We start from the raw sequence: 25900 nt of genomic DNA, 5'->3' as shown, positions 1-25900 counted from the left end.
CTATCGTCAATTCGAAGTGGTATTTTCACGCCTCCAGGAGGGAAGGTTTGATACATTCATGGAAGAGGTGAGAGCCTTTCCGATGCCCCGGTCCTGCCCTTTTTCGGCGCCCGTTGAATATGCGGATATGCGGGCCGGGGGTGGCGTGTCGCGGGTCATGCTGCCGACCGGACGGCAGGCGTGGGTGGTGACCGGGTACGCCGACGTGCGCGCGCTGCTGGCCGATCGGCGGCTCAGCGCCGACGTGCGGCACGCCAACTTCCCCGCGCTGGCCGACGGCGAGCAGGAGGTCGGTTCGCGGACCCGGCCGTTCATCCGCACCGATCCGCCGGAGCACACCGCGCACCGGCGGATGCTGCTGCCGGAGATGACCGTGCGCAAGGCCCGGGCGATGCGCCGGCCGGTGCAGCGCATCGTCGACGAGCGGGTGGACGAGCTGCTGCGTCACGGCCCGCCGGTCGACCTGCTCACCCAGTACGCCCACGCGGTCTCCAGCACCGTGATGTGCGAGATGATCGGGGTGCGGCGCACCGATCCGTTCTTCCGCCGCATCACCGGCGTGCTCGGCTCCCAGCAGATCGGTGGTGGCGCCAGTGACGCCGGCACCGCCACCGAGGGGCTGGACGCGCTGTTCGACGTGTTCGACGCCCTGGTCACCGACCGGGAAGGTGACCTGGGTGACGACCTGCTCAGCCGGCTGATCGCCGACCAGCTGCACACCGGCGCCGTCACCCGCGACGATCTGCTGGCGACGGTCGCGATCACCGTCGTCGCCGGCCGGGAGACCACCACCAGCATGATCGGGCTCGGTGTGCTGGCGCTGCTGGACGACGACCGGCGGCTGTGGAAGCAGCTCGACGCCGATCCCACACTGATCCCGGCCGCCGTCGAGGAGCTGTTGCGGGCGCTGTCGGTCGGCGACTCGATCGCGCTGCGCACCGCCACCGAGGACATCGAAGTCGGTGGCGTCGTGATCCCGGCCGGCGACGGGGTGATCCCGTTGCTGGCCGGGGCCAATCACGATCCCGCGGTCTTCGCCGACCCGTCGGTCATCGATTTCCGCCGAGCCGGGCGAACTCATGTCGGATTCGGATACGGGGTGCACCAGTGCGTCGGGCAGAATCTCGCCCGGATCGAACTCCAGATCGCGCTGGGCACCCTGATCGACCGTATTCCCGGAATGCGCCTGGACGTGGATCCGTCCGATCTGGTCTTCAAACACGACGGGATCGCGTACGGCCCGGACCGGGTGCCGGTCACGTGGTGAACGGGACACGCAGCACCGCGGCGTAGGGCAGGCCGTCGAGCGGCTCGCAGGCCAGCCCGGCCTCCGCGGCGACCCGCTCGACGGTCACGGTGTGCCACAGGTACGCGTCCCGGACCTCACGCCGCGGCTCACCGTCCTGGAAGACCCGCCAGGCCGTGCTCAACCGCATCAGGCCGGGACCGGCGGGTTCACCCGACATCCACCACTCGTAGCGCTGTGCGCCGAGGGTGCGGGCGGCCAGCCGGACCGGCGCCATCGTCACCGGCCTGGTCAGGCCCATCAACTCCACCACGATCGGCCCGCCCGGCGGCAGTCGTTCGGCGAGTGACAGCAGCAGCTCACGCCGCGCGCCGGCGTCGAGATGCCCGAGCACGCCGCACAGCACCACCGCCGAGATCCGGGACGGCAGCGGCAGTTTCTCGGCGCTGTCCGCGAGCACCGTCACCCGCTCCCGCAGGCCGGGCACGTCGTCGATGCGGCTGGTCAGCACGGCGCGCATGGCCGGGTCCGGTTCGGTCGCGACCACCGCGGCGGCGGGGAAGGCCAGCGCCACGGCCCGGGTGATCAGCCCGGTCCCGGCGCCGATCTCGAGGATCGGGCCGTCGTCCGGGTCGGTGCCGGCCAGGGCCGCGACCACGGCCGGGCCGCTGCGCTCGGCGTGCTCACGCGCGGCCAGGTCGAAGAACTCCGCCGACGCGGTGTAGCCCGACCCGGTGTAGTCCGGCGTGGTGTAGCCCGACCCGGTGTAGTCCGGCGCGGCCGGGCCCGGGTCGCCGATCTGGTCCGCCCGCAGCGGCGCCGGGGTGGCCGGGCTGATCAGTTCGGGTGGGCCGAGCCGGGCCATCAGGTCCCGCCACCAGCCTGCCATGGCCAGATCCGGTTGCCCGCCGCGCAGCGGATCCGCACCGCTCTCGATCGCCTGCGCCAGCTCGGTGAGAGCCGCACCGATCGCCTCCGGCCAGAGCCGGTCGAAGGCCCGCGTGTAGGTGGGCTGCGCACTGTCCCCGAGCACCGATGTGGTGGCCAGGCCCAGCGCCGGATCGGTCACCGCCAGCCGGCGGTGGGCATCGCGGGGCGCGTGCAGCCGGGGGCTCCACAGCACCGGTCCATGCGTGTCGGCCAGGGCCAGCACGCCGGCGTCGGTGCCGAGCGCGATCCGGTGCCAGAACAGGGCGTGGTTGTCGCGGTCGGCCGGATCGATCTGGTTCTGCACCCGAAGGGTCAGCGGGACGCCCGCCAGCTCACCGTGCAGGGTGCGCAACGGCGCGGAGTCGGAGGCCGGTGACAGCCGGCGGGGGCGGACCCCGCCGACGGCGCGGACCAGGATGTCGGCCAGCGGTTGCAGGACGTGCACGGCCGAGGCGACGTCGGCGAACAGCAGGGGGCGCTGGGCCCGGAGACGGGCGGCCGCGTCCAGGAACGTCCGGACCGGCGCCAGATGCCGGTAGTGGGTGTTGACCCGGTACTGCACGCCCGCGGCCCGGGCCGCCCGCAGGCAGTCCGCCACCTCGTCGGGGTGCACCGGATGTTCCTGCACCACGTGCACACCCCGGGCCAGGAACCGCTGTGCCAGCTCGGTTCCCGGCCCGCCGCCCACCGCCCCGGACACGACCACGCACGCCACCTGTACGTCGTCGGGGATCTGGTCGATGCTGGTGAACGACGGCACACCCAGCGAACGCGCATGGTCCAGCGAGTACGCGCTGCCGGTGGACAGGACACCGGCGAGGGCGAAGCGGGGGTGCTCCTGGACGGCCCGCGCGTAGAACCGGCCGAAGTTGGTGCCACACACCACTGTCCGTAGCGGCGTCACAGGACACCCTCGTCCAGGTCGTCGAGGACGGCGATGTCGGCCGCCCCGGACCGGTTGATCTCGTCGATCACCCAGCCCGGATCGAGGACGTCACCGGCGAAGTGCGGGCCGGCCGGAACCGTGCCGTCGAGGATCGCCCGAACGGCCAGCACGCCCACCGCGGCGGTCAGCCGGTAACTGGAGCGGGCCGTGACCACCGCCGTGTGCTCGGCGTCGGCACCACTGAGCACGAACCGCATCCGGTAGTACGGGTCCCGGCCGGCCAGGTCCACGTCCGCGGCCGTGATGATGCGCCCGGCCAGGTCGTTCCGGCCCTCGGCGGCCAGCGTGGGCAGCCTCGCGAACAGCGACCGGACCCGCTCCCCCGGGTGCACGTTGTAGTTGTCGAGTTCCGCCAGCCCGAGCGTGGCGGCCAGCCGCTCGGCCTCGGCGGTCAGGATCGGCTGCAGTGTGCCCCGGTCGGGGAAGGACGGCACGGCGGCGTCCTCGACGACCCGCAACGCCCGCAGCGCCCGCCGGCCGTGACGCCAGGCGGCCAGCGGCGTGCCGAAGGGTTCTCCGTGTGCCCCGCCCACACTCAGCGACAGCAGGAAGTCCTCGGCCACCGTCGCGGTGGCCGGCTCCAGGCCCCCGGCGTAGGACTCCAGCCGTCCGCACTCCGGCCACCGGCTCGCGAGCCGGCGCGGCACCAGGGCGGACAGTCCGGGCAGGGTGCCCGCCGACAGCACCACCGCCCGGTCGCCGGCGGCGGCCCCGGAGGCGGTGAGCTTCTCGTGGACCGGGTCGTCACCGCCGACGTCCACGTAGTGCGCCCCGGCCGCCAGCGCCGCCACCGCCATCCGTTCCTGGAGCGCGTACGTCGGACCGGCACAGTTGAGCAGCACGGTCAGCCCGGCGCAGAAGTCCGTCAGGGACCGGGCGTCGGTCACGTCGACCGCTGACACCTGCCCGTCGCCGGTGGACAGCGCTGCCGTACGGCGGGCGCCCAGCCGCAGCGGGCCGCACCCGCTGTCCCGCAACGCCCGGACCGCGTGGCGGCCCACCGCACCGGACGCACCCAGCACCCCGATCATGCGCGGTCCAGCCCGTCCACCAGCCGGGTCAGGTGACCGAAGACCGTCGCGACGTGCGCGCCGGTCATGCACGTGAAGTGCTGGCCCGGGATGTCCCGGCTGGACAGGTCGCCCAGGCACAGCTTCGCCCAGTGGTCGGTGATGGTGTCCGCGCTGCCCGGGAACGGGTAGACGCCGTTGTGCCGCAGGAAGGTGATGTCCCCGGCGTACGGTTCGGTGCTGTGCCGGCTGAGCGCGAAGATGCTCTGCTGGTACGTGCGCAGGGTGCGCAGCAGGCCCTCCGGCTCGTACGATCCGGCCAGATCCGGCGGCAGTGCCTCGATCATCCGCGCGACCCGCCGCATGCGGGGGATGCTCTCCAGCGCGGCGAAGGCGTCGGCCACGTCGGCGAACTCGCCCTCCAGGTCGGCCAGCGAGCCGTTGGCGATGGCGTCCGGTGACGCGGCCAGCACCGCGCCGGCCGCGGCGCCCACCCGCTGCTCGTCGGCGGGGAAGCCGATGGTGGCCAGATCCATGCCCATCATCAGGGCGAAGGAGTACTCCGACAGCAGGTCGTCGTCGATGCGGAAGGTCGGGCTGTGGCTGGAGATCACCGTCAGGCTGCGTACCACCGCCCCGGCCTCGGTCAGCCCCCGGGCCACCTCGGTGGCGATGATGCCGCCGACGCAGTAGCCGACCACGTCGAACTCGCGGGCGCCGGTGTCGAGCAGTGCCGTCGCGTACTGTGCGGCCAGCCGGTCGACCAGGCCCTCCGGGTCGGCGTTGAGGAATTCGTCGAGTGCCGGGATCTCCAGCCCGACCAGCCCGTTGCGGCCGCCGGCCCGGCGGATCTCGGTGATCAGCGGGCGGTACGGCAACATGGTTCCGGTGCCCGCGTGGACCAGGACGGTGACCGGACCGGTCAGGTCGTCGATCAGCCGGACCACCGGTGACACCGTGTCCTGGCCGCCGCCCGGCCCGCTCGCCGGGTTGTCGCGGAGGTAGGCGGCCAGCCCGGCCACGGTCGGGGTGCGCAGCAGGTGGCGCAGGACGATCTCCCACTCCAGGTCCCATTCGCCGGGAAGGCCGTCGAGGCCGTCTCGCAGCCGCCCGACGAGCCGGGCGACCAGCAGTGAGTCGCCGCCCAGGGCGAACAGGTCGTCGTGCCGGCCGACGCGTTCGACGCCGAGCATCTCCTGCCACAGGTGGGCGAGCCGGTTCTCCAGTTCGTCCACCGGTTCCTCGTCCGGTTGTGCGGTGGTGTCGGCCGGGCTCAGCCAGGACGCCAGGGTGGTCCGGTCGAGTTTGCCGTTGGCGGTGGCGGGCAGGGCGTCCACCACCTGCCACGTGGCCGGCACCATGTATTCGGGCAGGTGTGCCGCGGCGTGCCGGGCGATCTCATCGATCCGGACCGGGGCCCGGTCGGCTTTGAACCGGACGGCGAACAGCCGCTGACCGGCGACCGCGATCGGGGCGTCGTCGGCCGGCAGCTGGGCGACCACCTCACCGCCTGCCGCACCGATCGCGTCGATCCACTCCGCCGGGCCGAGGAAGGACCGGTCATCGGTGGCACGCGCGTCGGTGAACGGCCCGGCGTGTTCGGCCAGGAACTCGGTGGAGATCCGTACCGGTGGCGAGGTGTCGTCGGTGTTCTCCAGGATCAGCAGCCAGCCGCCCGGCGCCACCAGCTCCCGCAGCCGGGCCAGTGCCGCGCCGGTGTCGGCGCTGTTGTTGAGCACCGACGCGCAGACCACGACGTCGGCGGAGTTGGGCGGGAGACCCTGGGCGCGTAGCTCCCGGTCGAGGTCGAGGACGGCGAACCGGGCCTCCCGGTCCGTCAGCCGGTCGCGGGCGGCGGCCAGCCGCAGGGGTGAGCTGTCGGTGCACAGGTAGTCGACGTCGTGTCCGGCCAGAGCGGGCAGCAGACCGGCCGCCGCGCCGCCGCCGCGGGTGCCCACCTCGACGATGCGCAGCGTGCCGGGATGCCCGGTGGCCACCGCGCGCACGGTGTCGATCAGGGTGTCGTGCAGTGCCCGGGAGACCGCGTTGCCGCGGTAGGCGTCCGTCAGCGCCTCGGGTGTCAGCAGGGCGCCGACCTCGATCTCGGCACGCAGCAGCGGTAGCAGCTGTTCGGCGCAGGAGCGGACGGCGGTGAACATCTCGCGGCTCCAGCCGTACTCCCGCTCCAGGGTCTCCGCCCGGTCCCAGGCCGCGGTGACCTCGTCGTCGGTGGGCGCGGTTCCGGCCGGGACGGCGGCGGCCCAGCGGCGTACCAGCCGGCGATGCCGTTCGTGGACGCCCAGTTCGTCGGCGAGCTGGTCGGCCGAACCGGTGCGGGCGGCCACGAGCCGGGCGATCGACGCCAGCGCGGCCCGGTGGAAGGCGGTGAAGAACGCGGTGAGGCGTTCGTCGCCGGTCACCGGCAGCCGCAGCGCGGCGGTGACCGGATCCGGAACCGGCTGCGGCACGGTCCGTGCCGGTTCGACGAAGGCGGCCAGGCGGCGCAGCGCCGCCTGGGCGGTCGCGCCGGACTCGCCCTCGACCACCACCGCGCTCGCGCCGACACCCGGGGCGGTGTCGAGCACCGCCTGGATCTCGCCCAGTTCGATCCGGTAGCCGCGGATCTTGACCTGGTGATCGGCCCGGCCGAGGAATTCGATGACCCCGTCGGGCCGGTACCGGCCGAGGTCACCGGTGCGGTAGAGCCGCCGGCCGTCCGGATGGGTCGGGAACCGTTCGGCGGTGCGCCGCCGGTCACCGAGATAGCCGTCGGCCAGTCCGATCCCGCCGATGTAAAGCTCACCGGTGACGTGGTCGGGGCAGGGCCGCAGATCGCCGTCCAGGACGTCGAAGGTCTGGTTGAGCAGTGGTGTGCCGTACGGGATGCCGGTCCAGTCCGGGTCGACCGCGCCGACCGGGAAGTGGATGGACCAGATCGACGCCTCGGTGGCGCCGCCCAGCGAGTGCACGGTCAGATCCGGCAGCAGGGTGCGGATCTGGCCGGGCAACTGGAGTGGGATCCAGTCACCGGACAGCATCGCCAGTCGCAGGCTCGCAAGCCGGTCCGCAGTGGTGCTCAGGTAGTCGTGCAGCATCTGTAACTGGCCGGGCACCGAGTTCCAGATCGTGACGCCCTCGGCCGCCACCGCCTGGGCCCACGCGGACGGGTCGCCACGGCGGGCCGGGTCCGGCAGCACGACCGTGCCGCCCGCCGCGAGCAGGCCGAAGATGTCGTACACGGACAGGTCGAAACCCAGTTGGGCCAGCGCGAGGACCCGGTCGTCCGGCCCCACGCCGTACCGTTGATTGATGTCGGTGATGGTGTTGAGCGCGGCGCGGTGACTGATCATCACGCCCTTCGGGACCCCGGTGGAGCCGGAGGTGTAGATGACGTACGCCAGATCGGCCGGGTCGGTGGCCGGGACGGGGATCGCGGCCCCGTTCGCCGCGAGCGTGTCCACCGCGATCGGTGGCACCGCGGTGGGTGTCTCCAGTTCGGCGATGAGCCACGACTGGGTCAGCATCAGCCGCACCGACGCGTCGCGCAGGATGGTCTGCCGGCGCAACGGCGGCTGGGTCAGGTCCACCGGGAGGTACGCCCCACCGGCCAGCAGCACCCCGAGCACCCCGGCGACCTGTTCCCAGCCCTTCTCCATGGTCACCGCGACCAGTTCACCGGGGCGCAGGGCGTGCCCCTGCAAGGTCCGGGCCACCACGGCGGCCCGGTCCAGCAGCTCCCGGTAGGTGAGCGATTCGCCGCCGGAGCGTACGGCGACGGCGTCCGGGGTGCGGGCCGCGGTCGCCACCACCGCGTCGGTGAGCAGCCCGCGCGGGACGGGCGCGGTGGTGGCGTTGACCCGGGCACGCACCCGGGCGGTACGGTCCGGCAGCGGGACGGCGGCCGGGTTCGCCCAGGTCGCCTCGTCGGCGAGGGCGGCGACCAGGGCCACGAACGCCTCGAACATGTCGGCGGCGGTGTCCCCGGGCAGGACGCCGTCGCGGACGTCCCAGCTCAGCGACAGCGCTCGGGCCCGTTCCATCACCTGGCAGTCGAGCCATACCTGCGGGGTCCGGCTGATCGCCTGCCGGATCTCGGCACCGGTCTGCCGGGTGGTGGCGGAGCCCAGGGTGCTGGTGAACACCACCGGCATCAGCACCGTGTCGTCGTCGCTGCGCCGGGTCAGCTCGGCCAGCACCTCGCTGCCGGAGAACAGCGGGTGGGCGAGGTCCTCCAGCAGGGTGCCGCTGATGTCGCGGACCCGGTCGGCGAACGGGCGGGCCACGGTCAGGTCGACCGCCAGCAGTTCGACGGCGGTGAAGTCGCCGACGATCCGGTCCACGTCCGGGTGCAGGGGCAGCCGGTCGAACACCGGCACGTTCAGCAGGAAGCGTGGGCTGCGGCTCCACCGGCCGATCACCTCGGCGTACGCGGTCAGCACCGCCGACGACGTCGACACCCCGTGCGCGGCGGCCTGCCGTCGCACCGCCGCCCAGACGCCGGGCTCGATGCTCGCGGCCAGGTGGGTGAAGACGGCCGGGGCGTACGGGTCGCCGGTCACCGGCAGGTCGGGGGCTGCGGGCAGGGTGTCGACGCGGCGCAGCCAGTAGTCGCGGTCCCGGGCGTACCCGGGAGTCTGCCGTTGCCCGCGGCGGGCCAGCACGTAGTCGCGGAAGGTCACGTCGAGGTCCGGCAGGGCTTCGCCGTGGTACAGATCCTCCACCTCGGCCAGGACCCGCTGGAGGCTGGCGTAGTCGACCACGAGCAGGTCGACCGACAGGTGCAGGAGCAGTTCGGTGTCGGTGACGGTGACGCGTACCTCGTGCAGGGGCCAGCGATCGGGGACCGCGACGTGACCGCTCAGCTCGCGGCGTGTCCGGTCGAGTGCGGCGGCGATCCGGTCGCCGTCCTGTCCCCGCAGGTCGGTGACCGGGACGGGCGGGGCCGGCGGGTCGGCGAGGACCTGCTGATGGCCGTCGGAGTGGACGACGGCGCGCAGCATGTCGTGGCGCCGTACCACCGTGTGCCAGGCGGCGGCGAGCCGGCCGGCGTCGGTGCCGGCCGGGAAGGCCAGTTCGACGTACGTCTGGCAGGGCACGTTGCCGTACGGGTACGCGCCGGTACGGCCGATCAGGTACGCGCCCTGGATGTCGGTCAGCGGGAACGGCGCGTGCCGGTTCTGCGGATCGGGGGTCAGCACGGACCGGTCCTGCTGGGCGCGCAGTTCGGTCAGGACCGCTTCCTTGTGGGTACGCAGCAGTGCCCGCCGTTCGTCGGTCAGCGCGCCCCGCGCCGCACGGAAGCGCAGTTGACCGTCCTCCTCCCAGAGCCTGATGCCGTTCGTGGCGAGGTCGGCGATGAGGGTGCCGGGGTTCATATGGTTCCGCTCTCCAGAGGGGTGTCGGTGCGGGCGGCCGTGACGTGGGCGGCCAGGTCGGCCGTCGTCGGGGCGCTCAGGAACGTACGGACCGGGATGTCGACGGCGAAGGTGTCGTTGACCGCCGCGACCAGGCGCAGGGCCAGCAGGCTGTCGCCGCCGCCGGTGAAGAAGTTGGCGGTGCGGTCGGTCACCGGGGTGCCGACCTGGTCGGCCCAGAGCCGGGCGATCTCGGTCTCGACCGGGCCGGCCGGTGGGCGTACCGGTTCGGTTTCGGCGGCGGCCCGGGCGGCCAGCGCGGACCGGTCGACCTTGCCGTTGGCGGTCAGTGGCATCGCGTCGACCGGGACGATCCGGTGCGGGACGGCGTGGGCGGGCAGCCGGTCGGCCAGGTGGGCCGCGAGTCCGTCGAGAGGCCCGTCGGCGACGACGAAGGCGTGCAACCGGCGGGTGCCCCGGCCGCCGGGCGCCAGCACGACCACGTCGGCCACCGCCTCGTACGCCTGGAAGGCCGCCTCGATCTCGCCCAGTTCCACCCGGTGCCCGCCGATTTTCACCTGGTGGTCGGCGCGGCCGAGGAACTCGATGGTGCCGTCGCTCCAGTAGCGTCCCCGGTCGCCGGTGCGGTACCAGCGCGTGCCGCCGGCGGTGACGAACCGTTGCGCGGTGCGTTCCGGGTCGCCGTGGTAGCCGGTCGCCACACCGGCGCCGCCGATCCACAGTTCGCCGGGGACCAGATCGGGGCAGTCCTGTCCGAAGTCGTCGACGACGCGGTACCGCTGGTTGGTCAGCGGCCGCCCGTACGGGATCGACGTCCAGTGCGCCGGCACCCGGTCCACGTCGCATAGGTTGGACCAGATGGACGCCTCGGTGGCGCCGCCCAGTGCGGTGAACCGGCAGGTGGGCGCGTGGGTGCGGAGGCGGCCGGGCAGATCGAGGCCGACCCAGTCGCCGGACACCAGTACGGCCCGCAGTCCGGTGATGCCCTTGTCCGGCGTGCCCGGCTGGCCGGCGGCGGTGAGCAGCATGTCCAGCAGTACCGGCGCGGAGTTCCACAGGGTGATCGGGTGCTCGGCGGCCAGTTCCAGCCAGGCCGTGGGGTCCCGGCGGTCGGTGTCGGCCGGCAGCACGAGGGCGCCGCCCGCGCCGAGCAGCCCGAAGATGTCGTAGACGGACAGGTCGAAGTCGAGTGCGGAGACGGCGAGGACCCGGTCGGCCGGCCCGACCCGCCATCGGCTGTTGACGTCGGTGACGGTGTTCAGCGCGGACCGGTGGGTGATCTCCACCGCTTTGGGTTCCCCGGTCGAGCCCGAGGTGAAGATCAGGTAGGCCGGGTCGCCGGGTGACCGGCGGACCGGCCGGGGCAACGGGTGGTGGGCCCGGGCCATGTCGATGTCGAGGTCGCCGCCGAGGACGGCGCGCAGGCCCGCGACGCGGTGCATCCGGTCCCGGCGGATGGCGGGCTGGTCGACACCGATCGGCACGTAGACACCGCCGGCGGCGAGCACACCCAGGACGGCGGCGATCTGGTCGGGTCCCTTGGGCAGGCTGACCCCGACCGTGTCCCCGGGCCGGACGCCGTGGCCGGTCAGGGCCGCGGCGATGCGCAGGGCGTCGTCGGCCAGTTCGCCCCGGGTGCGGCTGCCGCCGCGCCACAGCAGCGCCTCGGCGTCGGGGTCCCGTGCGGCGAGTGTGAAGAACCGGTCGTGCAGCAGGCTGTCCGGCATCGGGCCCGCGGTCTCGTTGGCCGCACGGCGGACGGCGGCCTGCCCGGCGGGCAGGAGCGGGATCGGCGGTCGTTCCCAGTCCGTGTCGGCCAGCCGGCCGACCGTCTCCGTGTAGGCGGCGAACATCGCGTCGAGCACCCCGGGGGCGAAGACCTCGTCGACAGCGTCCCAGGAGATCTGCAGACGGCCGTCCGCCTCGACGACCTGGTTGTCCAGCAGCACCTGCGGTGACTGGGAGACTCCCCGCACCTGCTCGCCGAAGGCCGGCGCCAGCAGTGTCGCGGCGTCGTCGCCGACGCCGACGGCACTGGTGAAGACGACCGGCACACCCGACCCGGCCGATCCGGTACGCCGGGCCAGCTCGCGCAGCAGCCAGCCGGCCGTCACGGCCCGATGGTCCAGGTCCTCGCCCATGGTGTGCTGCAACCGGCGCGCCAGATCCACGAACGAGTCGCCGGGCCGGCGGTCGTGCCCGATCAGCGACAGCGCGGTGAAGTCCCCGATCACCCGGTCGATGTGCGGGTGCAGGGGCAGCCGGTGGAACAGCGTCAGGGTGACGGCGACCGCGTTCTGGCCGCTCCAGGCCCGCAGCACTTCGGTGTAGCAGGCCAGCAGCACGGTCGACGGGGTGAGGCCGTGCCGTCGGGCGGTGTCGCGGACGGCCCGCCAGCGATCGCGGTCCAGCAGGTGACGGCGGCGGGTGAACCGCGGGGCCGGCACCGTGGCCGGGTCGCTCACCAGGGGCAGCGCGGGCGCCGGCGGCAGCGTGTCGAGCCGCTGGGACCAGTGTTCCCGCGAGCGGTCCACCGCTTCCGGGCCGGGTTCGGCGGCCAGCACGTAGTCGCGGAACGACACGCCGATCTCGGGCAGGGTCGCGGCCGGGTCGGTGTAGAGGGTGTCCAGTTCCCGGTAGAGCAGCATGATCGACAACGCGTCGAAGACGACGTAGTCCAGGCCCACCGCGATCCGGGTGCGCAGCCGTCCGTCCTGCCGGTAGCGGACCGCGCGGACGTCGAACAGCGGCCAGCGGGTCACGTCGAGCCGCTGGTGTGACATCTCGTCGTGGAGCCGCGCCAGTTCGGCCGTCCCGTCACCGGCCGCGTCCAGCACGGGCACGGTGAAGTCGGGCACGGCCGGCAGGATCCGCTGGCGGCCGTCGTCGCCGAACACCGCCCGCAGCATCTCGTGCCGGGTGATGAGCGTTCGCCAGGCGTTCTGGAAGCGGGCGAGGTCGACGTCCGTACCGTCGAACTCGGTGTAGTGGTATGTCCCGACGCCGCCCAGCGCGAGCCGGTCGTCCCGGCCGATGAGGTAGACGGCCTGCACGTCGGTGGCGGGGAACGGCTGGTGCCGGTTGCCGGTGTCCGCGGCGAGCCGGCCGGCGGTGGTGTGTTGCCCGGTGGTGAGCCGGGCCGCGAAGTCCCGCAGTACCGGGGAGGTGAACAGGGCCGCGATGCCCGCGCCGCCGACGCCCCGCTCGCGTAGCAGGCTCACCAGGCGGGTGGCCAGCAGTGAGTCCCCGCCCAGGGCGAAGAACGAGTCGTCGCGGCCGATCGTGTCCACACCCAGCAGTTCGGCCCACGCGTCGGCGAGGAGGCGTTCCCGGCCGTCGTGGGGTGCTTCGGCCGGTGCGGGGCTCGCGGCCGTGGCGGTGAACGCGGCGGCCACCGCGGCCCGGTCCAGTTTGCCGTTGGCGGTGAGCGGCATCCGGCCGGTCACGATCAGATGTTCCGGCACCATGTAGACGGCCAGCCGGTCGGCCAGCCAGCTCCGCAGTTCCGCCGGATCGAGTGTGGCGCCGCCGGTCGCGGCGTAGAGGCCCAGCTGCCGGGTGGCGCCGGTGACGACGGTCGCCACGGCATGTGTCACCGCGGGGTGGGCGTCGGCGGCGGCCTCGACCTCGCCGAGTTCGATGCGGTGCCCCCGGATCTTGACCTGGTGGTCGGCGCGGCCGAGGAATTCCAGCGTCCCGTCGCCGTGGAAACGGGCTCGGTCGCCGGTGCGGTACCAGCGGCGGCCGTCGTACTCGACGAACTTCTCCGCCGTACGGCCGGGGTCGCCGCGGTAGCCGTGCGCGACGCCGGGTCCGCTGACCCACAGCTCACCGGGCACGAAGTCGGGGCGGTCGCGGCCCCGGTCGTCGGCGACCCGCAGGCGCATGTTGCGCAGTGGGGCGCCGTAGGGGATGGACCGCCATGCCGGGTCGACTGCGCCCACCTCGAAGACGGTGGAGTGGATCGCCGCCTCGGTCATGCCGCCCAGCGCGGCGAACCGGGCCCCGGGCACCAGGGCTCGCAGCCGTTCCGGCTGGTCCAGGCCCACCCAGTCGCCGCCGAGCATCACCAGGCGCAGGCTGTCCGGCAGGCCTGCGCCGGAGGCCGCGGTCAGCAGCATGTCGAGCAGGGCGGGCACGCAGCTGACGACGGTGACCCGGTGGGCCCGGATCAGTTCGGCCCAGCGGTGTGCGTCTCGGCGTGCCGGCTCGTCCACCACGACGACCGATCCGCCGGTGCCCAGAAAGGCGAACATGTCGTACGCGGACAGGTCGAAGTCCAGCGAGGACAGTGCGATCGTCCGGTCGTCCGGGCCGACCTCGAAGACGCCGGCGACCGCGTCGAGGGTGTTGACGACGGCGCGGTGCGGCACCTCGACGCCCTTGGGCTCGCCGGTGGAGCCCGAGGTGAAGATGACGTACGCGGTGGTCTCCGGGTCGACGTCGGTGACGTCGGCGGGTGTCTCGCCGGCCGCGTCGCCGACGGTCAGGATCGGCAGGCCGCTGTCGGCGGGCCGGTGGGCGTCGTCGGTGAGCACCGCGCTGACCATGGCGAGGGTGTGCAGCCGCTGGCGGCGAGCGGGTGGGTGGTCGACGCCGACCGGGACGTAGGTGGCGCCGGCGGCCAGGACACCGAGCACCGCCACGATCTGCGCGCCGCCCTTGGGCAGCGTGATGGCGACCGAGTCGCCGGGGTGCACGCCGTGGCGCCGCAGCAGGGTGGTGACCCGGAGGGCGGCGGTGGCGAGTTGCCCGTACGTCATGTCGCCGTCGGGCCCGCCGAGCAGGGCGATCCGGTGGGGATCACGTTCGGCGAGGGTGAAGAAGCGGGTGTGCAGTGTTCCGGGTGGTGTCCGGTCGCCGGTGTCGTTGATCCGGGCTCGCCTGTCGAGTTGCCCGGTGGGCAGGAGCCGGCCGACCGGGCGGGTCCAGGTGGCCGGGTCGCGCAGCAGGTCGTCGACGAGTGTGGTGTAGGCGGTGAACGCCGCTTCGACGACACCGGGCTCGAAGGCGTCGCGGCGTACGTCCCAGTTGAGCAGCAGTCCCCCGTCGAGTTCGGTGACCTGGGCGTCGAGCCAGACCTGCGGGCCCTGCGAGATGATCCAGACCGGTGTGCCGAACCGGTTCTGGACCCGGTCGTCGTAGATCTCGCCCAGTCCCAGCGCGCTGGTGTAGACGACGGGGGCGAGGACCGGGCTGCCGTCGCCGAGGCGGGACAGGTCGCGCAGTACTTCGACGCCGGGGTACGCGCCCCGGGTGATGGCCTGGCGCAGGGTGTTCTGGATGCGGCGGGCCTGTCCGGTGAACGGGAGCGCCTCGGTGAGGTCGGCGTCGAGCAGTACCGAGCTGCTGAAGTCGCCGACCAGCCCGGCGGCGCCGGGGATGTCGAGGTCGCGGTCGAACAGGGGCAGGTTGAGCAGGAAGCGCTGTTGCCCGCTCCAGGCGGCGAGCACCTCGGCGAACGCGGTGGCCAGCACGGCGGCCGGGGTGAGCGAGTGCTGTCGGGCCAGTTCGCCCAGCCGGTGGCGTCCTTCGGCGGAGACGGTGTGGTGCCATCGCGTCGTGTGGTGGTAGGCGGTGGTGGCGGATTCCGGTTGGAGCGCGTCGACGCGGGTCGGCAGTTCGGGTGCCCGGCTCAGTTCCGGCAGTCGCTGTCGCCACCAGGCCTGGGCGGTGGCCCGCTCCCCCGCTCTGCGGGCGGTCCGCTGCGCCAGGTACCGGGCGTAGCCGCCGACGACGGGTGGCAGGTCCACATCCGGCGAGTCGTAGTAGTGCCGTAGGTCGTTCATGAGGATCCGCAGGCTGGCCGCGTCGGCGGCGATCATGTCGAGATCGATGTGCAGCCGGGTGGCGCCACCGGGCAGGATCGACAGTTCGACGAGGAGCACCTCGCCGTCCTCCACGCGCATGCGGCGGTGTGTTCCGGTGTCGCGGAGCCGGTCGAGCCGGTCGCGCAGTTCGTCGCCGTGGAGAGCGCTCAGGTCGTGCACGAGCAGGTCGTCGGTCGTGGCGGGCCGGATCCGCTGGGTGCCGTCGTCGAGGATCAGGGTCCGCAGCATCGCGTGACGCTGCCGCAGCAGGGTGAGCGCGGTGCGCAGCCGGCCGGGGTCCACCGCGTGGCCGTCGAACTCCACGTAGAAGTGTGCGCCGACACCGCCCAGCGGCTGGCCGTCCTGGCGGCCGATCCAGTACGCGTGCTGCATCAGGCCGAGGGGGAATCGCTGGTCTCCGGCGTCCGCCGGTGGTGCCGGGTCCGCTGTGGCCGGTGGTGTGGTCTCGCCGGCGGCGAGCGCTGCGTGCCAGGCGGTGACGGTCGGTGTCTCGGCGAGGGTGTCGAATCCGACGTCGGTGCCGAGTCCACGCCAGCCGGCGGTGAGTCTGATCAGGATCAGTGAGTCGAGGCCGAGTTCGAAGAGATCGTCATCCGGGCCGATCTCGTCCGGGGAGACGTCCAGCGCTGTGGCGACAGCGGTGCGGATCTCATCGGCGGTCGGGGGCGTCGTGCGGCGGTGTGGTGCCTGAGGCACGGTCCGGTTCACCCTTCCCGTATTTACTGGAAATGAATACCATCTTCAACTGGCGCCACTGTAAACGTTGAAACGCTTGTAACGCCACCCTCGGGTGACACAAAGGAGGACCGATGACATCGAGCGCCGCGGACTGGCCGGGATGGCCCACGGAGACCGCGGAGCGCTACCGCGCCGCGGGCTGGTGGCGTGGAGAGACGTTCGGCGAGCAGTTGTCCCGGATGGCGAGCAGGTTCGGCGGGCGGACCGCCCTCGTCGACGGCGAAGAGCGGATGACGTACGCCGCGCTGGACGAGAACGCGCACCGGCTCGCCGGCGCCCTGTACGCGCTGGGCCTGCGCCGCGGCGACCGGGCCGTGGTCCAGTTCCCCAACCGGGCGCGGTTCGTGGTGCTGTGGTTCGCCCTGGTACGCCTCGGCGTGGTGCCCGTGCACGCCATGCCCGGCCACCGCCGCTCCGAGCTGAGCCACCTGGTCGCCCAGTCGGGCGCGGTCGCCTACTTCGGGCCGGACCGGCACGCGCGGTTCGACCATCGCGGGCTCGCCGCCGAACTGGCCGCCGCGTTCCCGCACCTGGCCCACGTGATCATCGACGGGGACGTGGCCGGGTGGGACGGCTTCCGGTCACTGCCGGAACTGCTCGCCGCGGATCCGGCGCCGATCCCGCGGCCCGATCCTCCGGCTGCCGGGGACATGGCCCTGCTGCTGCTCTCCGGCGGCACCACGGGCACCCCCAAACTCATCCCGCGCACCCACGACGACTACGCGTGCAACGCGCGGCTGGCCGCCGAGGTGTGCGGACTGGGCCCGGACAGCGTCTATCTGGCCGTCCTGCCGATGCCGTTCAACTTCACCATGAGCTGCCCGGGCGTCCTCGGCGTGCTGCAGGCCGGCGGCACCGTGGTGGTGGCGCGCGACCCCAGCCCCGCCACCGCCTTCCGGCTGATCGACCGGGAGCGGGTCACCATCACCGCGCTCAACCCGCCGCTGGTCCCGCTCTGGCTCCAGGAGCGGGCCGAGGTGGCGGCGGATCTGTCCAGCCTGCGCCTGCTGCAGGTGGGCGCCGCGCGACTGAGCGACGACCTGGCCCGCCGGGTCCAGCCGGAACTGGGCTGCCGGCTGCAGCAGGTGTTCGGCATGGCGGAGGGTCTGCTCAACCTGACCCGGGCCGAGGACGCCGACGACCTCGTCTGCTCCACGCAGGGACGGCCGGTCTGCCCGGACGACGAGGTCCGGGTGGTGGACGAGACCGGCGCCGAGGTCGGGCCCGGCGAGGTCGGCGAGTTGCTGACCCGTGGCCCGTACACGATCCGTGGTTACTACCGCGCCGGGGAGGTCAACCGGTCCGGCTTCACCGGGGACGGCTTCTACCGGACCGGCGATCAGGTGCGCCGCCTGCCGTCCGGCCATCTGAGCGTGGTCGGGCGGATCAAGGATCAGATCAACCGCGGCGGGGAGAAGATCGACGCGACCGAGGTGGAGGGGCATCTCGCGGCGTATCCGGGAGTGCTGGCCGCGGCCCTGATCGGCGCGCCGGACCGGGACCTGGGCGAACGGCCGGTCGCCGTCCTCGTCTGTGCCGGCGACCCACCGACGGTCCGCGTTCTCGCCGCCTTTCTGCGTGACCGCGGTGTGGCCGCGTACAAGCATCCCGACCGGGTGGTCGCGGCACCGGCGATGCCGCTCACCGCGGTCGGCAAGATCGACAAGAGGGCTCTGGCCGGGCTGCTGTGATCCACCCCTTGTTGGAAATGGAAACTATTTTCGTTAAGCTGCCGCCGAGGAGCCGACGATGCGGGTGACCGCGAGTGCCGACATCTGCGTGGGCGCCGGGCAGTGTGTGCTCGCCGCGCCCACCGTCTTCGATCAATCCGACGCCGAGGGCCTGGTGGTGGTGATCGCCGAACAGATCACGGACGAGGACGCCGAGGCGGTGCGTACCGCCGCCGAGTGGTGCCCGTCCGGCGCCGTCCGGCTGCACGCCCGGTGACCCGTCAACACCCCGGAGGAAACATCCGCGTGTCCACATCCACGACCGTACTGAGCCGGCAGGTCCTGTTCGACGGCGACCGGATCGCCGCCGCGGCCGCGCTCGCGGCCACCGCCCGGGAACCCTATGTGGTGTACGAGCACCCCGAGTCGATGAGTTTCGCGGAGGGGGAACAGTCGAGCATCACCGTCTCCGGCCGGACGACGACCCTGACCTCCGGCGGCGTACGGCAGACGTTCGCACCCGGCCCCACCCTCTTCGACGGGGTACGCCGCGCGATCGGGGCGCTGCCCGGTGGCGGCCGGCGCGTCTACGGCTGGGCCGCGTTCGAACTGACCGGTGATCCGGGTGCCGGCGAGGTCGTCCACCTGATGGCGCCACGCCGGGAGATCCGGATCTACAACGGCTGCGCGCTGTTGCTGGCCGCCAGCGAGACCGGACTCGACGAGTTGCACGAGCGGCTGACCCTGGCCGGCGCCACGACCGGGCCGGTCACCGAGGACCGCGTCGCCATCGACCTGGCCGGGGAGGAGGCCGCCCTGTACCGCAAGGCGGTCGCCGAGGCGATCGAGGTCATCCGGGACGGCGCTCTGGACAAGGTGATCCTGTCCCGGGTGGTGCCGGTGCGCGAGGAGATCGACCTGCCGGCCACCTATCTCGCCGGGCGGCGGGGCAACCGCCCGGCCCGGTCCTTCCTGCTCGGCCTCGGGGGCTGGGAGGTCGCCGGGTTCAGCCCGGAGATCGTGGCCCGGGTCACCGCGGACCGGACCGTCGTCACCCAGCCCCTGGCCGGCACCCGGGCCCTGGACGGCAGTGCCATCCATGACGCCGCCCGGCGGGAGGAGCTCTACCGCGACGCCAAGGAGGTGTTCGAGCACGCCATCTCGGTGCACCTGGCCGCGACCGAGATGTCCCGGGTCTGCGCTCCGGGCACCGTCGGGGTACGCGACTTCATGTCGGTCAAGGAACGCGGCAGTGTGCAGCACCTGGCCTCCGAGGTCACCGGGCGGCTGGCCGACGGCGCCACCGCGTGGGACGCGCTGTCGGAGCTCTTCCCGGCCATCACGGCGTCCGGCATCCCGAAGCGGCCCGCCTACGATCTGATCCGCGCCGTCGAGTCCGGGCGAGGCCTCTACAGCGGGGCGGTCCTGACCGCCGACGCCGACGGGACGCTCGACGCGGCGCTGGTGCTGCGCAGTGTCTTCCGCCACGGTGGACAGACCTGGCTGCGGGCCGGGGCGGGCGTCGTCGCCCAGTCCGACCCGGCCCGTGAGCTGGAGGAGACCCGGGAGAAGCTGCTCAGCGTGTCACGCTTCCTCGTTCCCCGGCGGTGATCAGATCACGATAGGTCCCCGGGGCACTCGCGAGCTGCTCGTGGGTGCCCCGCTGGACCAGCCGCCCGCCGTCGAGGACCAGGATCCGGTCGGCGCTGGTGATCGTCTCCAGCCGGTGGGCGATCACGACGACGCTGCCGTGCCCGGACAGCCGGCGGGCGGCGTCGAGGACCAGCCGGCTGTTCTCCGGGTCGAGGGCGGAGGTGGCCTCGTCGAGAAGTGTCAGGCGGGCCCGTTTCAGCAGGGCCCGGGCCACACACACCCGTTGCCGTTGTCCCCCGGAGAGTCCGCTGCCGCCCGGTCCGACCGGGTGGTCCAGACCACCGGCGAGCGCGGCGACCGTCTCCGTCAGGCCTGCCGCCCGGACCGCCTCGGTGACCTCCGCGTCGGTCGCGCCGGGCCGGGCGGCGCGGATGTTCTCGCCGATCGTGGTGTCCAGCAGATAGTCGTCCTGGAGGACCGTGGCGAGCTGCGCGTACCACCGGTCGGCCGGCAGGTCGCGCAGGTCGTGGCCGTCCAGTTCGATGCGGCCGGAGGTGGGGTCCCAGAAACGGGCGAGCAGCCGGACGATGGTGGTCTTGCCGGATCCGGACGGGCCGACCAGCGCGGTGAGGCCTCGTTCGGGCAGGGCGAACGACACGTCGTCGAGCACCGGGGCGCCGGCATCGCCGTACCGGAAGGTGACGTTGTGCATCCTGATCCCCGAACCCTCGGCCGGTTTCGGTTCCCCGGCCGGTAGTGGGGCGGTGCCGAGGACCTCGGCGACGCGGTCGAGTGTCGCCCGTTGCAGGCGCAGCCCGGCGGCGAGTTCGGCTCCGGCCGACCCCACCGCGGCCAGCCGCGCGATGACCACCAGCACGCCGATGACGGCGCCCGCGGTGAGTCCCGCCCCGGCCAGCGCGGCGACGCCGAGTCCGCTGAGTGCGGCGAAGAGCAGGTTCAGGGTGAAGCCGAACAGCAGCAGGCCGGGAAGCACGGTGCCGGCCGACCTCCGGGACGCGGTGGCCGCCTCGTCGAGAGCGCGGCTCAGATCACCGGAGTCGCCGGGACGCTGGTCGGTGCGGATGGTCGGCTGCCGGGTGGCGTACTCCATGATCCGGCTGGTCGCCTCGGCCTCGACGGCGTGCCGCCGCTCGTCCACCGTCCGGGCCAGGCGGGTGCTGTAACGGCTGACCGACCAGGCCACGCCGGTGGCGGCGAGCACCGCGAGCCCGTACCGCCGGTCCGATACGGCGATGACGCCGGCCGCGGCGACCGGGGTGACCAGGGCGGTGACCGTGGGGCGCAGCAGCAGGGCGGGATACGACATGAGCTGCGGCACCCCGGCGGTGGCGAGGTCGACGACCTTCGCCTGCCGGGCCGGTGTGAACCAGCCCAGCGGCAGCCCGGCGAGGTGCTCCCCCAGCCGGGCGTGCAGGGCGCGGGCGGTCTCGCTGCCGACCCGGAACGCGATCATCTGCGCGGCCCACTGCACGCTCGCGAACGCGACGGCGAGGAGCATGAGGACGACCAGCCCCGGTACGTCCGGGGCACCGGAGTCCAGGAGGGCGGCGATCGTGAGGCCGGTGAGCCCGAGCGTCACCCCGTGCAGGACGGCCGCCAGCGTCAGCCAGCCGGTCAGGACGGCGAGCTGCCGGGACTCCCGCCGGGGCAGCAGGCGGAACAGCGTACGCAGCATCAGCGGTCTCCCGCGGTGATCAGGGCCCGGTAGTCCGGACAGGTGGTCAGCAACTCGGTGGGGGTGCCGTGACCGGCCAGGCGGCCGCCGGCGAGGACCAGCACCCGGTCGGCGCCGGCGGCGACGTCGAGCTGGTGTGTGACCAGCAGGACGGTGCGGTGCCCGGCCTGCTCGCGGAGGGTGCCCAGCAGGGTGGCCCGGGTGGCCGCGTCGACGGCGGAGAGCGCCTCGTCGAGCACCAGCAGCCGGGGCGCCCGAACCAGTGCGCGGGCCAGGCAGAGCCGCTGGGCCTGGCCGCCGGACAGTTCGGTGCCGGCGCCGAGAACGGTGTCGTAGCCGCCGGGCAGTGCGGTGATCTCGTCGTGGACAGCCGCGGCCCGGGCGGCGGCGTGCAGCTGCCCGTCGGGGACGGGCCGGCCGCCGGTCAGGTTGTCGCGCACGCTGGCCCGGCGCAGGCCGGTGTCCTGGAACACGAAGGCGGTGTGCTCGTAGAGCGCGGTCTCGCTCAGGTCCGCGAGGTCGGTGTCGCCGATCCGGATCCGCCCCGAGGTGGGGTCGGTGAACCGGGCGAGCAGGGCGACCAGGGTGCTCTTACCACTGCCGGACGCCCCGACCACCGCGATCAGGCCGGCCGGCGGCAGTTCCAGCGTCACGTCGTGGAGGGCGAGCCGGTCGTCGCCGTACCGGTGGCTGACGTTCTCCAGGCGCACGGTTCCCTCCGCAGACCGGCCCGGTCCGAACCGCAGCACCGGCTGGTCCAGGAACGCACCGATCGAGGACAGCGCGGACAGCCCGGTACGGATCGCCTGCAACCGGGGGCCGGCCACGGCGACCGGAGCGCTGATCGCCGGCCCCAGCAGCACCCCGGCGACCATCGCCTCGGGAGTCAGCCACCCGGCGTCGACACCGAACACGCCGACGGCCGCCAGGCCGGCCGCGGTCAGGCCGGGAGCGACCACCAGCCAGGAGGCGGTGGTGACCGCGGAGGTGCCGGACGACCACGAGCGGAAGAAGTCGTGGAAGCCGGTGGCGGCGGTCTGGAACCGGGTCCGGGCACCGCCCGGCCCGCCGTAGACCTTGGCCACCGGCAGTCCGCGGACGTAGTCGACGACGGCGGCGTTGACGCGCCGCTGGGCGGCGGCGTACTCGGCGAACCCGGCGCCCGAGCCCCGCATCGCGCGCACGTAGAACGCCGTGCCCGCCGCGAGCGGGACGAGGCTCAGCAGGGCGAGCCGCCAGTCGAAGACGGTCAGGGCGGCGACCCCGGCGAGTGGGGTGACCACCAACGCGACCAGGTCGAGCAGCGTGTGCGCGACCAGGTGGTGCAGGGCGCCGGTGTCGTCCTGCACCACCTTCTTGATCCGGGCCGCGCCCTGCCCCTGGACGGCGGATACGGGTGCGTGGCGGATGGTCTCGGCCAGGCGGCGCCGCAGGTGCAGGCTCAGGTCGGCGTCGGCCCGATGGGTGATCCAGGTGGCGGCCGCGGCGGTCAGGGCGGCGCCGGCGGTCCCGGCAACGGCCGTGATCACGATCGCGGCGCCCGGTGGCGACTCCCCCTCGGCCCAGGCACCGGTGAACCACGCCAGCACCAGCAACGGAAGAATCGCCAGAGTCCCGGCCATGGCCTGCAGGGCGGCGGCCGTCGCCAGCCGTCCCGTCACCGGGCGGAGCAGACTGAGCTGATTCATCGGAGTCGTCCTTCGTGGAGGGTGAGCACGCGGTCGGCGCGGGCCGCGACCCGGTCGGAGTGGGTGACGAGCAGGATGGCGGTGCCGTCGCGGCGCAGGCCGTCGAGCGTGTCGAGGACGCGGGCCTCGGTGTCCTGGTCGAGGGAGGCGGTGCTCTCGTCGCAGACCAGCACCGCGGGTGCGGCAGCGACCGCGCGGGCCAGCGCGACCCGATGCCGTTGGCCGCCGCTGAGCCGGTCGGGCGTACGGTCGAGCAGTTCGGGTCCGAGGGCGAACCGATCGGTGATGTCGGCCAGGGTCCGGCCCGTGGCACGGCCCCGTCGGGCCGCGCTGTCGAGCGCACGCGTGAGCGCCTGGCGGACGGTCTCGTGCGGGTTGAGCGCGGCGCGGGCGTCCTGGCCGGCGTAGGCGAGGTAGGGCTGCCCGGCCCGGGCGCGGGCACCGGCGTCCCAGTCGATTCGCGCGCCGTGCACCAGCAGGTCGCCGGCGGCCGGCCGGAGCAGGCCGCACAGCGCTCGGGCCAGCGTGCTCTTCCCACTGCCGGAGGCCCCGCGGACACCGACGATCTCGCCGGCGCCGATCTGCACGGCGACGTCCTGGAGTACGGGCGACGCGCCGTGCCGGACGGTGACCCCGGTGCAGGTCAGCGCCGGAGTCGTGAGGCTCGTCGCGGTGGCCGCCGGGAAGGGCGGGACGGCCGGCGCCCGGACCGGAGCGCGGGCATCGGACAGCCGCCCACGGTCCATCGTCAGGGTCCGGCCGGCGACCCGGTCGACCAGGCCGAGGTCGTGGCTGATCAGCAGGACGGCCGGCCGCCAGGGCAGGGCGGCGAACCGCCGGCTGAGCCGGAGCGCGGTGTCCGGGTCGAGGCCGCTGGTGGGTTCGTCGAGCAGGATCAGCCGCGGGCGGGTCACCATCGTCCAGGCCAGCACCGCACGCTGGGCCTGGCCGCCGGACAACTGGCCGGGGAACCGGCGCAGCAGGTCCGGGTCGAGGGCCGCTTCCCGGGCCGCGTCCACTATCCGCGCCGTGCGGGCCGCCCGGTCCTCCCCCGGGCAGGCGATCCGTGCCGCGGTGCGCAGCTGGGCCAGGACGCGGCGGCGAGGGTCCAGCGCGCTCGCCGGGTCCTGTGGGAGGTAGCCGGTGACCCGGCCACGCAGCCGCCGCCGGACCGCGGGGAGGAACGGGTCGGCGCCGGTCACCTCGACCGTGCCCGCCGTGCGGAGCAGTCCCCGGCCGAGGTGCCCGAGCAGACACAGCGCGAGTGTCGTCTTGCCCGAGCCGGAGGCACCGACCAGGCCGGTGACCTGCCCTCCGGCCAGCTCCAGATCCACCCCGTCCAGCAGGTGGACACCGTCCGGCGTACTGATGGTGAGGCCCCGCACCCGGGCGACAGCGGTCATCGCGGCGCACCTGCCCGTTCGTTCTCGCCGAGGACCGGCCCGGCCAGGCGGTCGAGGATGACGGTCACGCCGACGGCGAGCACGACCAGCAGCGTCGCCGGGACCAGCACCGGCAGCGGGTTGGCGGTGATCCCGGCACTGTTCTCCTGGACCATGCGCCCCCAGTTCGCGGCCGGGGCACTCGCCCCGAGGCCCAGGAATCCGGCGGTGGCGGCCAGTTGGGTGGCGGCGACGAACCGGATCCCCGCCTCGGCCAGGGCGACCGGGAGCAGGCCGGGAAGGATGTCGTGCCGCAGGATCACGACGGTGGTGTCGCCCCGGGCCAGCGCGGCGCGGGCGTAGTCGGTGGCGGCGAGGGCCGCGCAGCGTTCCCGGATCACCCGTACCGAGAACGGGATGCTCACCAGGACGCTCGCGGCCACCACGGCGACTCCGCCGCCGGGCGCGCCGGCGGCCAGGACGAGCAGCAGCAGGATGCCGGGCAGGGCGGCGAGAGCGTCGATGACCCGGACCGTGATCCCGGCGGCCCGCCGCCGGTGGGTGACGCCGGCCCAGATCCCGGCGCCGAGACCGGCCACACTGCCCAGCACCGTGGCCACGGTGGCCTGGAGGATCAGGCCGCGCCCGCCGTGCAGCACCCGGGCCAGCACGTCCCGCCCGAGCACGTCGGTACCGAGTGGGTAGGCGCCGGACCATGGCTCGAACGGCCCGGCGACCGGTGCGGTCGCGCTGCCGGCCGCCAGCCAGGGCCCGGCGACGGCCACGGCCAGCACGCACACCGGCGCGAACAGCATCGTCAGCCGGCGGCCGGTCATCGATCTCCTTCGGCCGGATGTGCCCGGCGCCGGCCGAGAAGCGCGGCGGACAGGTCGCCGAGCAGCAGGATCAGCAGTGTCGCGGCAGCCAGGGCCAGGCTGAGGCCCTGCACCAGCGGAACGTCCCGCCCGGCCACCGCCTGGGTCAGTTCGAACCCGACGCCCGGGACGTTGAACAGGGTCTCCACCACGACGCTGCCGCCGAGCAGGCCCGCGGTCATCACCGCCAGGCCGTGCAGGGCCGGTGCCGCCGCGTTCGACACCACCGTCCAGAGGTAGCGGGGGCCGCGGACACCGTTGAGCCGGGCGAACTCGGCGAACCCGGTGGCGGCGGTCTGTGCGACGGAGGCCCGCAGCAGCCGCATGGTGGCGCCGAACCCGCCCAGCGCCAGAGCCATCGCGGGCAGCGCCACCAGCTCGGGGTGCTGCCAGAGTGTGTCGCCGGCCGGTACCAGCGCGACCGCGGGCAACACCGGCCACCACGCGGTGAACACCACGAGCAGGCCGGTGGCCAGCAGGAAGTCCGACGAGCCGACGAGCCCGAGGGTGGTCGCGCTCAGCACCCGGTCCAGCCGGCCGCCCACCCTCAACCCGGCGGCGACGCCCAGCCCGACCGCGAGCACCAGGATCAGCGCCGTGGCCGGGACCAGTACCGCGAGACTGGCGGAGAGCCGGTCGGCGATGATCTCACCGACGCTGCGCCCGGTGATCAGGGAGGTTCCCAGGTCCCCCCGGACGGCGTCACCGATCCAGTCGAGATAGCGCTCGTGAGCGGGACGGTCGAGGCCGAGCGCGACACGGATCGCGGCCCGCTCGGCGTCCGTGGCGTTCGGCCCCGAGGTGGTGCCCACCGCGTCGCCGGGCAGCACCTCGGTGGCCCAGAAGACGACGGCGGACAGCACGGTGAGGGTGGCCCCCGCGGCGGCCACCCGCACCGTCAGCCAGCCGGCCGGTCGCAT

General features: G+C 73.6%; 13 protein-coding genes. 4 read left to right on the top strand and 9 right to left on the bottom strand.

Annotated elements, in window-relative coordinates:
* Nucleotides 1-127 precede the first annotated feature (127 nt).
* Nucleotides 128-1267 carry a cytochrome P450 gene (locus ACQ0O7_RS25840; protein ID WP_430785152.1) on the top strand — a complete coding sequence of 380 codons (1140 nt, stop codon included), beginning with the start codon at nucleotides 128-130 and terminating at the stop codon, nucleotides 1265-1267.
* Here ACQ0O7_RS25840 and ACQ0O7_RS25835 read toward each other — a convergent pair.
* From ACQ0O7_RS25835 to ACQ0O7_RS25820, 4 genes are read right to left on the bottom strand one after another with little or no spacing between them, the layout of a single operon-like run.
* A complete protein-coding gene (locus tag ACQ0O7_RS25835) occupies nucleotides 1257-3080 on the bottom strand; it encodes a Gfo/Idh/MocA family oxidoreductase (protein ID WP_430785150.1) in 1824 nt (607 codons plus the stop codon). The two genes, ACQ0O7_RS25840 and ACQ0O7_RS25835, sit on opposite strands and share 11 nt — an antisense overlap.
* A complete protein-coding gene (locus ACQ0O7_RS25830) occupies nucleotides 3077-4153 on the bottom strand; it encodes an NAD-dependent epimerase/dehydratase family protein (protein WP_430785148.1) in 1077 nt (358 codons plus the stop codon). Before ACQ0O7_RS25830 ends, ACQ0O7_RS25835 begins: the two co-directional genes overlap by 4 nt.
* Nucleotides 4150-9507 (bottom strand): amino acid adenylation domain-containing protein, encoded by a 5358-nt coding sequence (locus ACQ0O7_RS25825; protein ID WP_430785146.1) that lies wholly within the window; start codon nucleotides 9505-9507, stop codon nucleotides 4150-4152. Before ACQ0O7_RS25825 ends, ACQ0O7_RS25830 begins: the two co-directional genes overlap by 4 nt.
* Nucleotides 9504-16034, bottom strand: coding sequence for an amino acid adenylation domain-containing protein (locus ACQ0O7_RS25820; protein ID WP_430785144.1), 6531 nt, complete (start codon nucleotides 16032-16034; stop codon nucleotides 9504-9506). The genes ACQ0O7_RS25825 and ACQ0O7_RS25820 overlap by 4 nt, the downstream gene beginning before the upstream one ends.
* Before the next feature lie 113 nt (nucleotides 16035-16147).
* Here ACQ0O7_RS25820 and ACQ0O7_RS25815 point away from each other — a divergent pair, with 113 nt between their 5' ends.
* The 3 genes from ACQ0O7_RS25815 to ACQ0O7_RS25805 are packed head-to-tail and all read left to right on the top strand — an operon-like array spanning nucleotide 16148 to nucleotide 19357.
* Entirely contained in the window at nucleotides 16148-17767 is a 1620-nt protein-coding gene (locus ACQ0O7_RS25815) for a (2,3-dihydroxybenzoyl)adenylate synthase (protein WP_430785142.1), read from the top strand.
* A gap of 58 nt (nucleotides 17768-17825) precedes the next feature.
* Entirely contained in the window at nucleotides 17826-18023 is a 198-nt protein-coding gene (locus ACQ0O7_RS25810) for a ferredoxin (RefSeq protein ID WP_430785140.1), read from the top strand.
* A gap of 29 nt (nucleotides 18024-18052) precedes the next feature.
* Nucleotides 18053-19357: a salicylate synthase gene (locus ACQ0O7_RS25805; protein WP_430785138.1), complete on the top strand. Its 1305-nt coding sequence runs from the start codon at nucleotides 18053-18055 to the stop codon at nucleotides 19355-19357.
* On the opposite strand, the gene ACQ0O7_RS25800 is transcribed toward ACQ0O7_RS25805, so the two are convergent.
* From ACQ0O7_RS25800 to ACQ0O7_RS25780, 5 genes are read right to left on the bottom strand one after another with little or no spacing between them, the layout of a single operon-like run.
* Complete coding sequence (locus ACQ0O7_RS25800) at nucleotides 19323-21035, bottom strand: ABC transporter ATP-binding protein (RefSeq protein ID WP_430785136.1); 1713 nt, start codon at nucleotides 21033-21035, stop codon at nucleotides 19323-19325. The genes ACQ0O7_RS25805 and ACQ0O7_RS25800 overlap by 35 nt on opposite strands.
* On the bottom strand, nucleotides 21035-22723 hold the full coding sequence (locus ACQ0O7_RS25795) for an ABC transporter ATP-binding protein (RefSeq protein WP_430785134.1): 1689 nt from the start codon (nucleotides 22721-22723) through the stop codon (nucleotides 21035-21037). The genes ACQ0O7_RS25800 and ACQ0O7_RS25795 overlap by 1 nt, the downstream gene beginning before the upstream one ends.
* Nucleotides 22720-24126 (bottom strand): ABC transporter ATP-binding protein, encoded by a 1407-nt coding sequence (locus ACQ0O7_RS25790; protein ID WP_430785132.1) that lies wholly within the window; start codon nucleotides 24124-24126, stop codon nucleotides 22720-22722. The genes ACQ0O7_RS25795 and ACQ0O7_RS25790 overlap by 4 nt, the downstream gene beginning before the upstream one ends.
* On the bottom strand, nucleotides 24123-24941 hold the full coding sequence (locus ACQ0O7_RS25785; protein WP_430785130.1) for an ABC transporter permease: 819 nt from the start codon (nucleotides 24939-24941) through the stop codon (nucleotides 24123-24125). The genes ACQ0O7_RS25790 and ACQ0O7_RS25785 overlap by 4 nt, the downstream gene beginning before the upstream one ends.
* A complete protein-coding gene (locus ACQ0O7_RS25780; protein ID WP_430785128.1) occupies nucleotides 24938-25900 on the bottom strand; it encodes an ABC transporter permease in 963 nt (320 codons plus the stop codon). Before ACQ0O7_RS25780 ends, ACQ0O7_RS25785 begins: the two co-directional genes overlap by 4 nt.

It is taken from the genome of Actinoplanes sp. G11-F43 (assembly GCF_050589265.1).
In the GTDB taxonomy this organism is placed as follows: Bacteria; Actinomycetota; Actinomycetes; order Mycobacteriales; family Micromonosporaceae; genus Actinoplanes.
The sequence above is the reverse complement of the archived record's forward strand: the minus strand, read 5'-3'. Positions and strand labels throughout refer to the sequence as shown.

What these genes read in the sequence shown, in the direction of transcription:
- ACQ0O7_RS25795 (WP_430785134.1), bottom strand. Translation starts at nt 22,723, where the DNA reads ATGAATCAGCTCAGTCTGCTCCGCCCGGTGACGGGACGGCTGGCGACG.
- ACQ0O7_RS25815 (WP_430785142.1), top strand. Translation starts at nt 16,148, where the DNA reads ATGACATCGAGCGCCGCGGACTGGCCGGGATGGCCCACGGAGACCGCG.
- ACQ0O7_RS25780 (WP_430785128.1), bottom strand. Translation starts at nt 25,900, where the DNA reads ATGCGACCGGCCGGCTGGCTGACGGTGCGGGTGGCCGCCGCGGGGGCC.
- ACQ0O7_RS25830 (WP_430785148.1), bottom strand. Translation starts at nt 4,153, where the DNA reads ATGATCGGGGTGCTGGGTGCGTCCGGTGCGGTGGGCCGCCACGCGGTC.
- ACQ0O7_RS25790 (WP_430785132.1), bottom strand. Translation starts at nt 24,126, where the DNA reads ATGACCGCTGTCGCCCGGGTGCGGGGCCTCACCATCAGTACGCCGGAC.
- ACQ0O7_RS25825 (WP_430785146.1), bottom strand. Translation starts at nt 9,507, where the DNA reads ATGAACCCCGGCACCCTCATCGCCGACCTCGCCACGAACGGCATCAGG.
- ACQ0O7_RS25800 (WP_430785136.1), bottom strand. Translation starts at nt 21,035, where the DNA reads ATGCTGCGTACGCTGTTCCGCCTGCTGCCCCGGCGGGAGTCCCGGCAG.
- ACQ0O7_RS25810 (WP_430785140.1), top strand. Translation starts at nt 17,826, where the DNA reads ATGCGGGTGACCGCGAGTGCCGACATCTGCGTGGGCGCCGGGCAGTGT.
- ACQ0O7_RS25840 (WP_430785152.1), top strand. Translation starts at nt 128, where the DNA reads ATGCGGGCCGGGGGTGGCGTGTCGCGGGTCATGCTGCCGACCGGACGG.
- ACQ0O7_RS25785 (WP_430785130.1), bottom strand. Translation starts at nt 24,941, where the DNA reads ATGACCGGCCGCCGGCTGACGATGCTGTTCGCGCCGGTGTGCGTGCTG.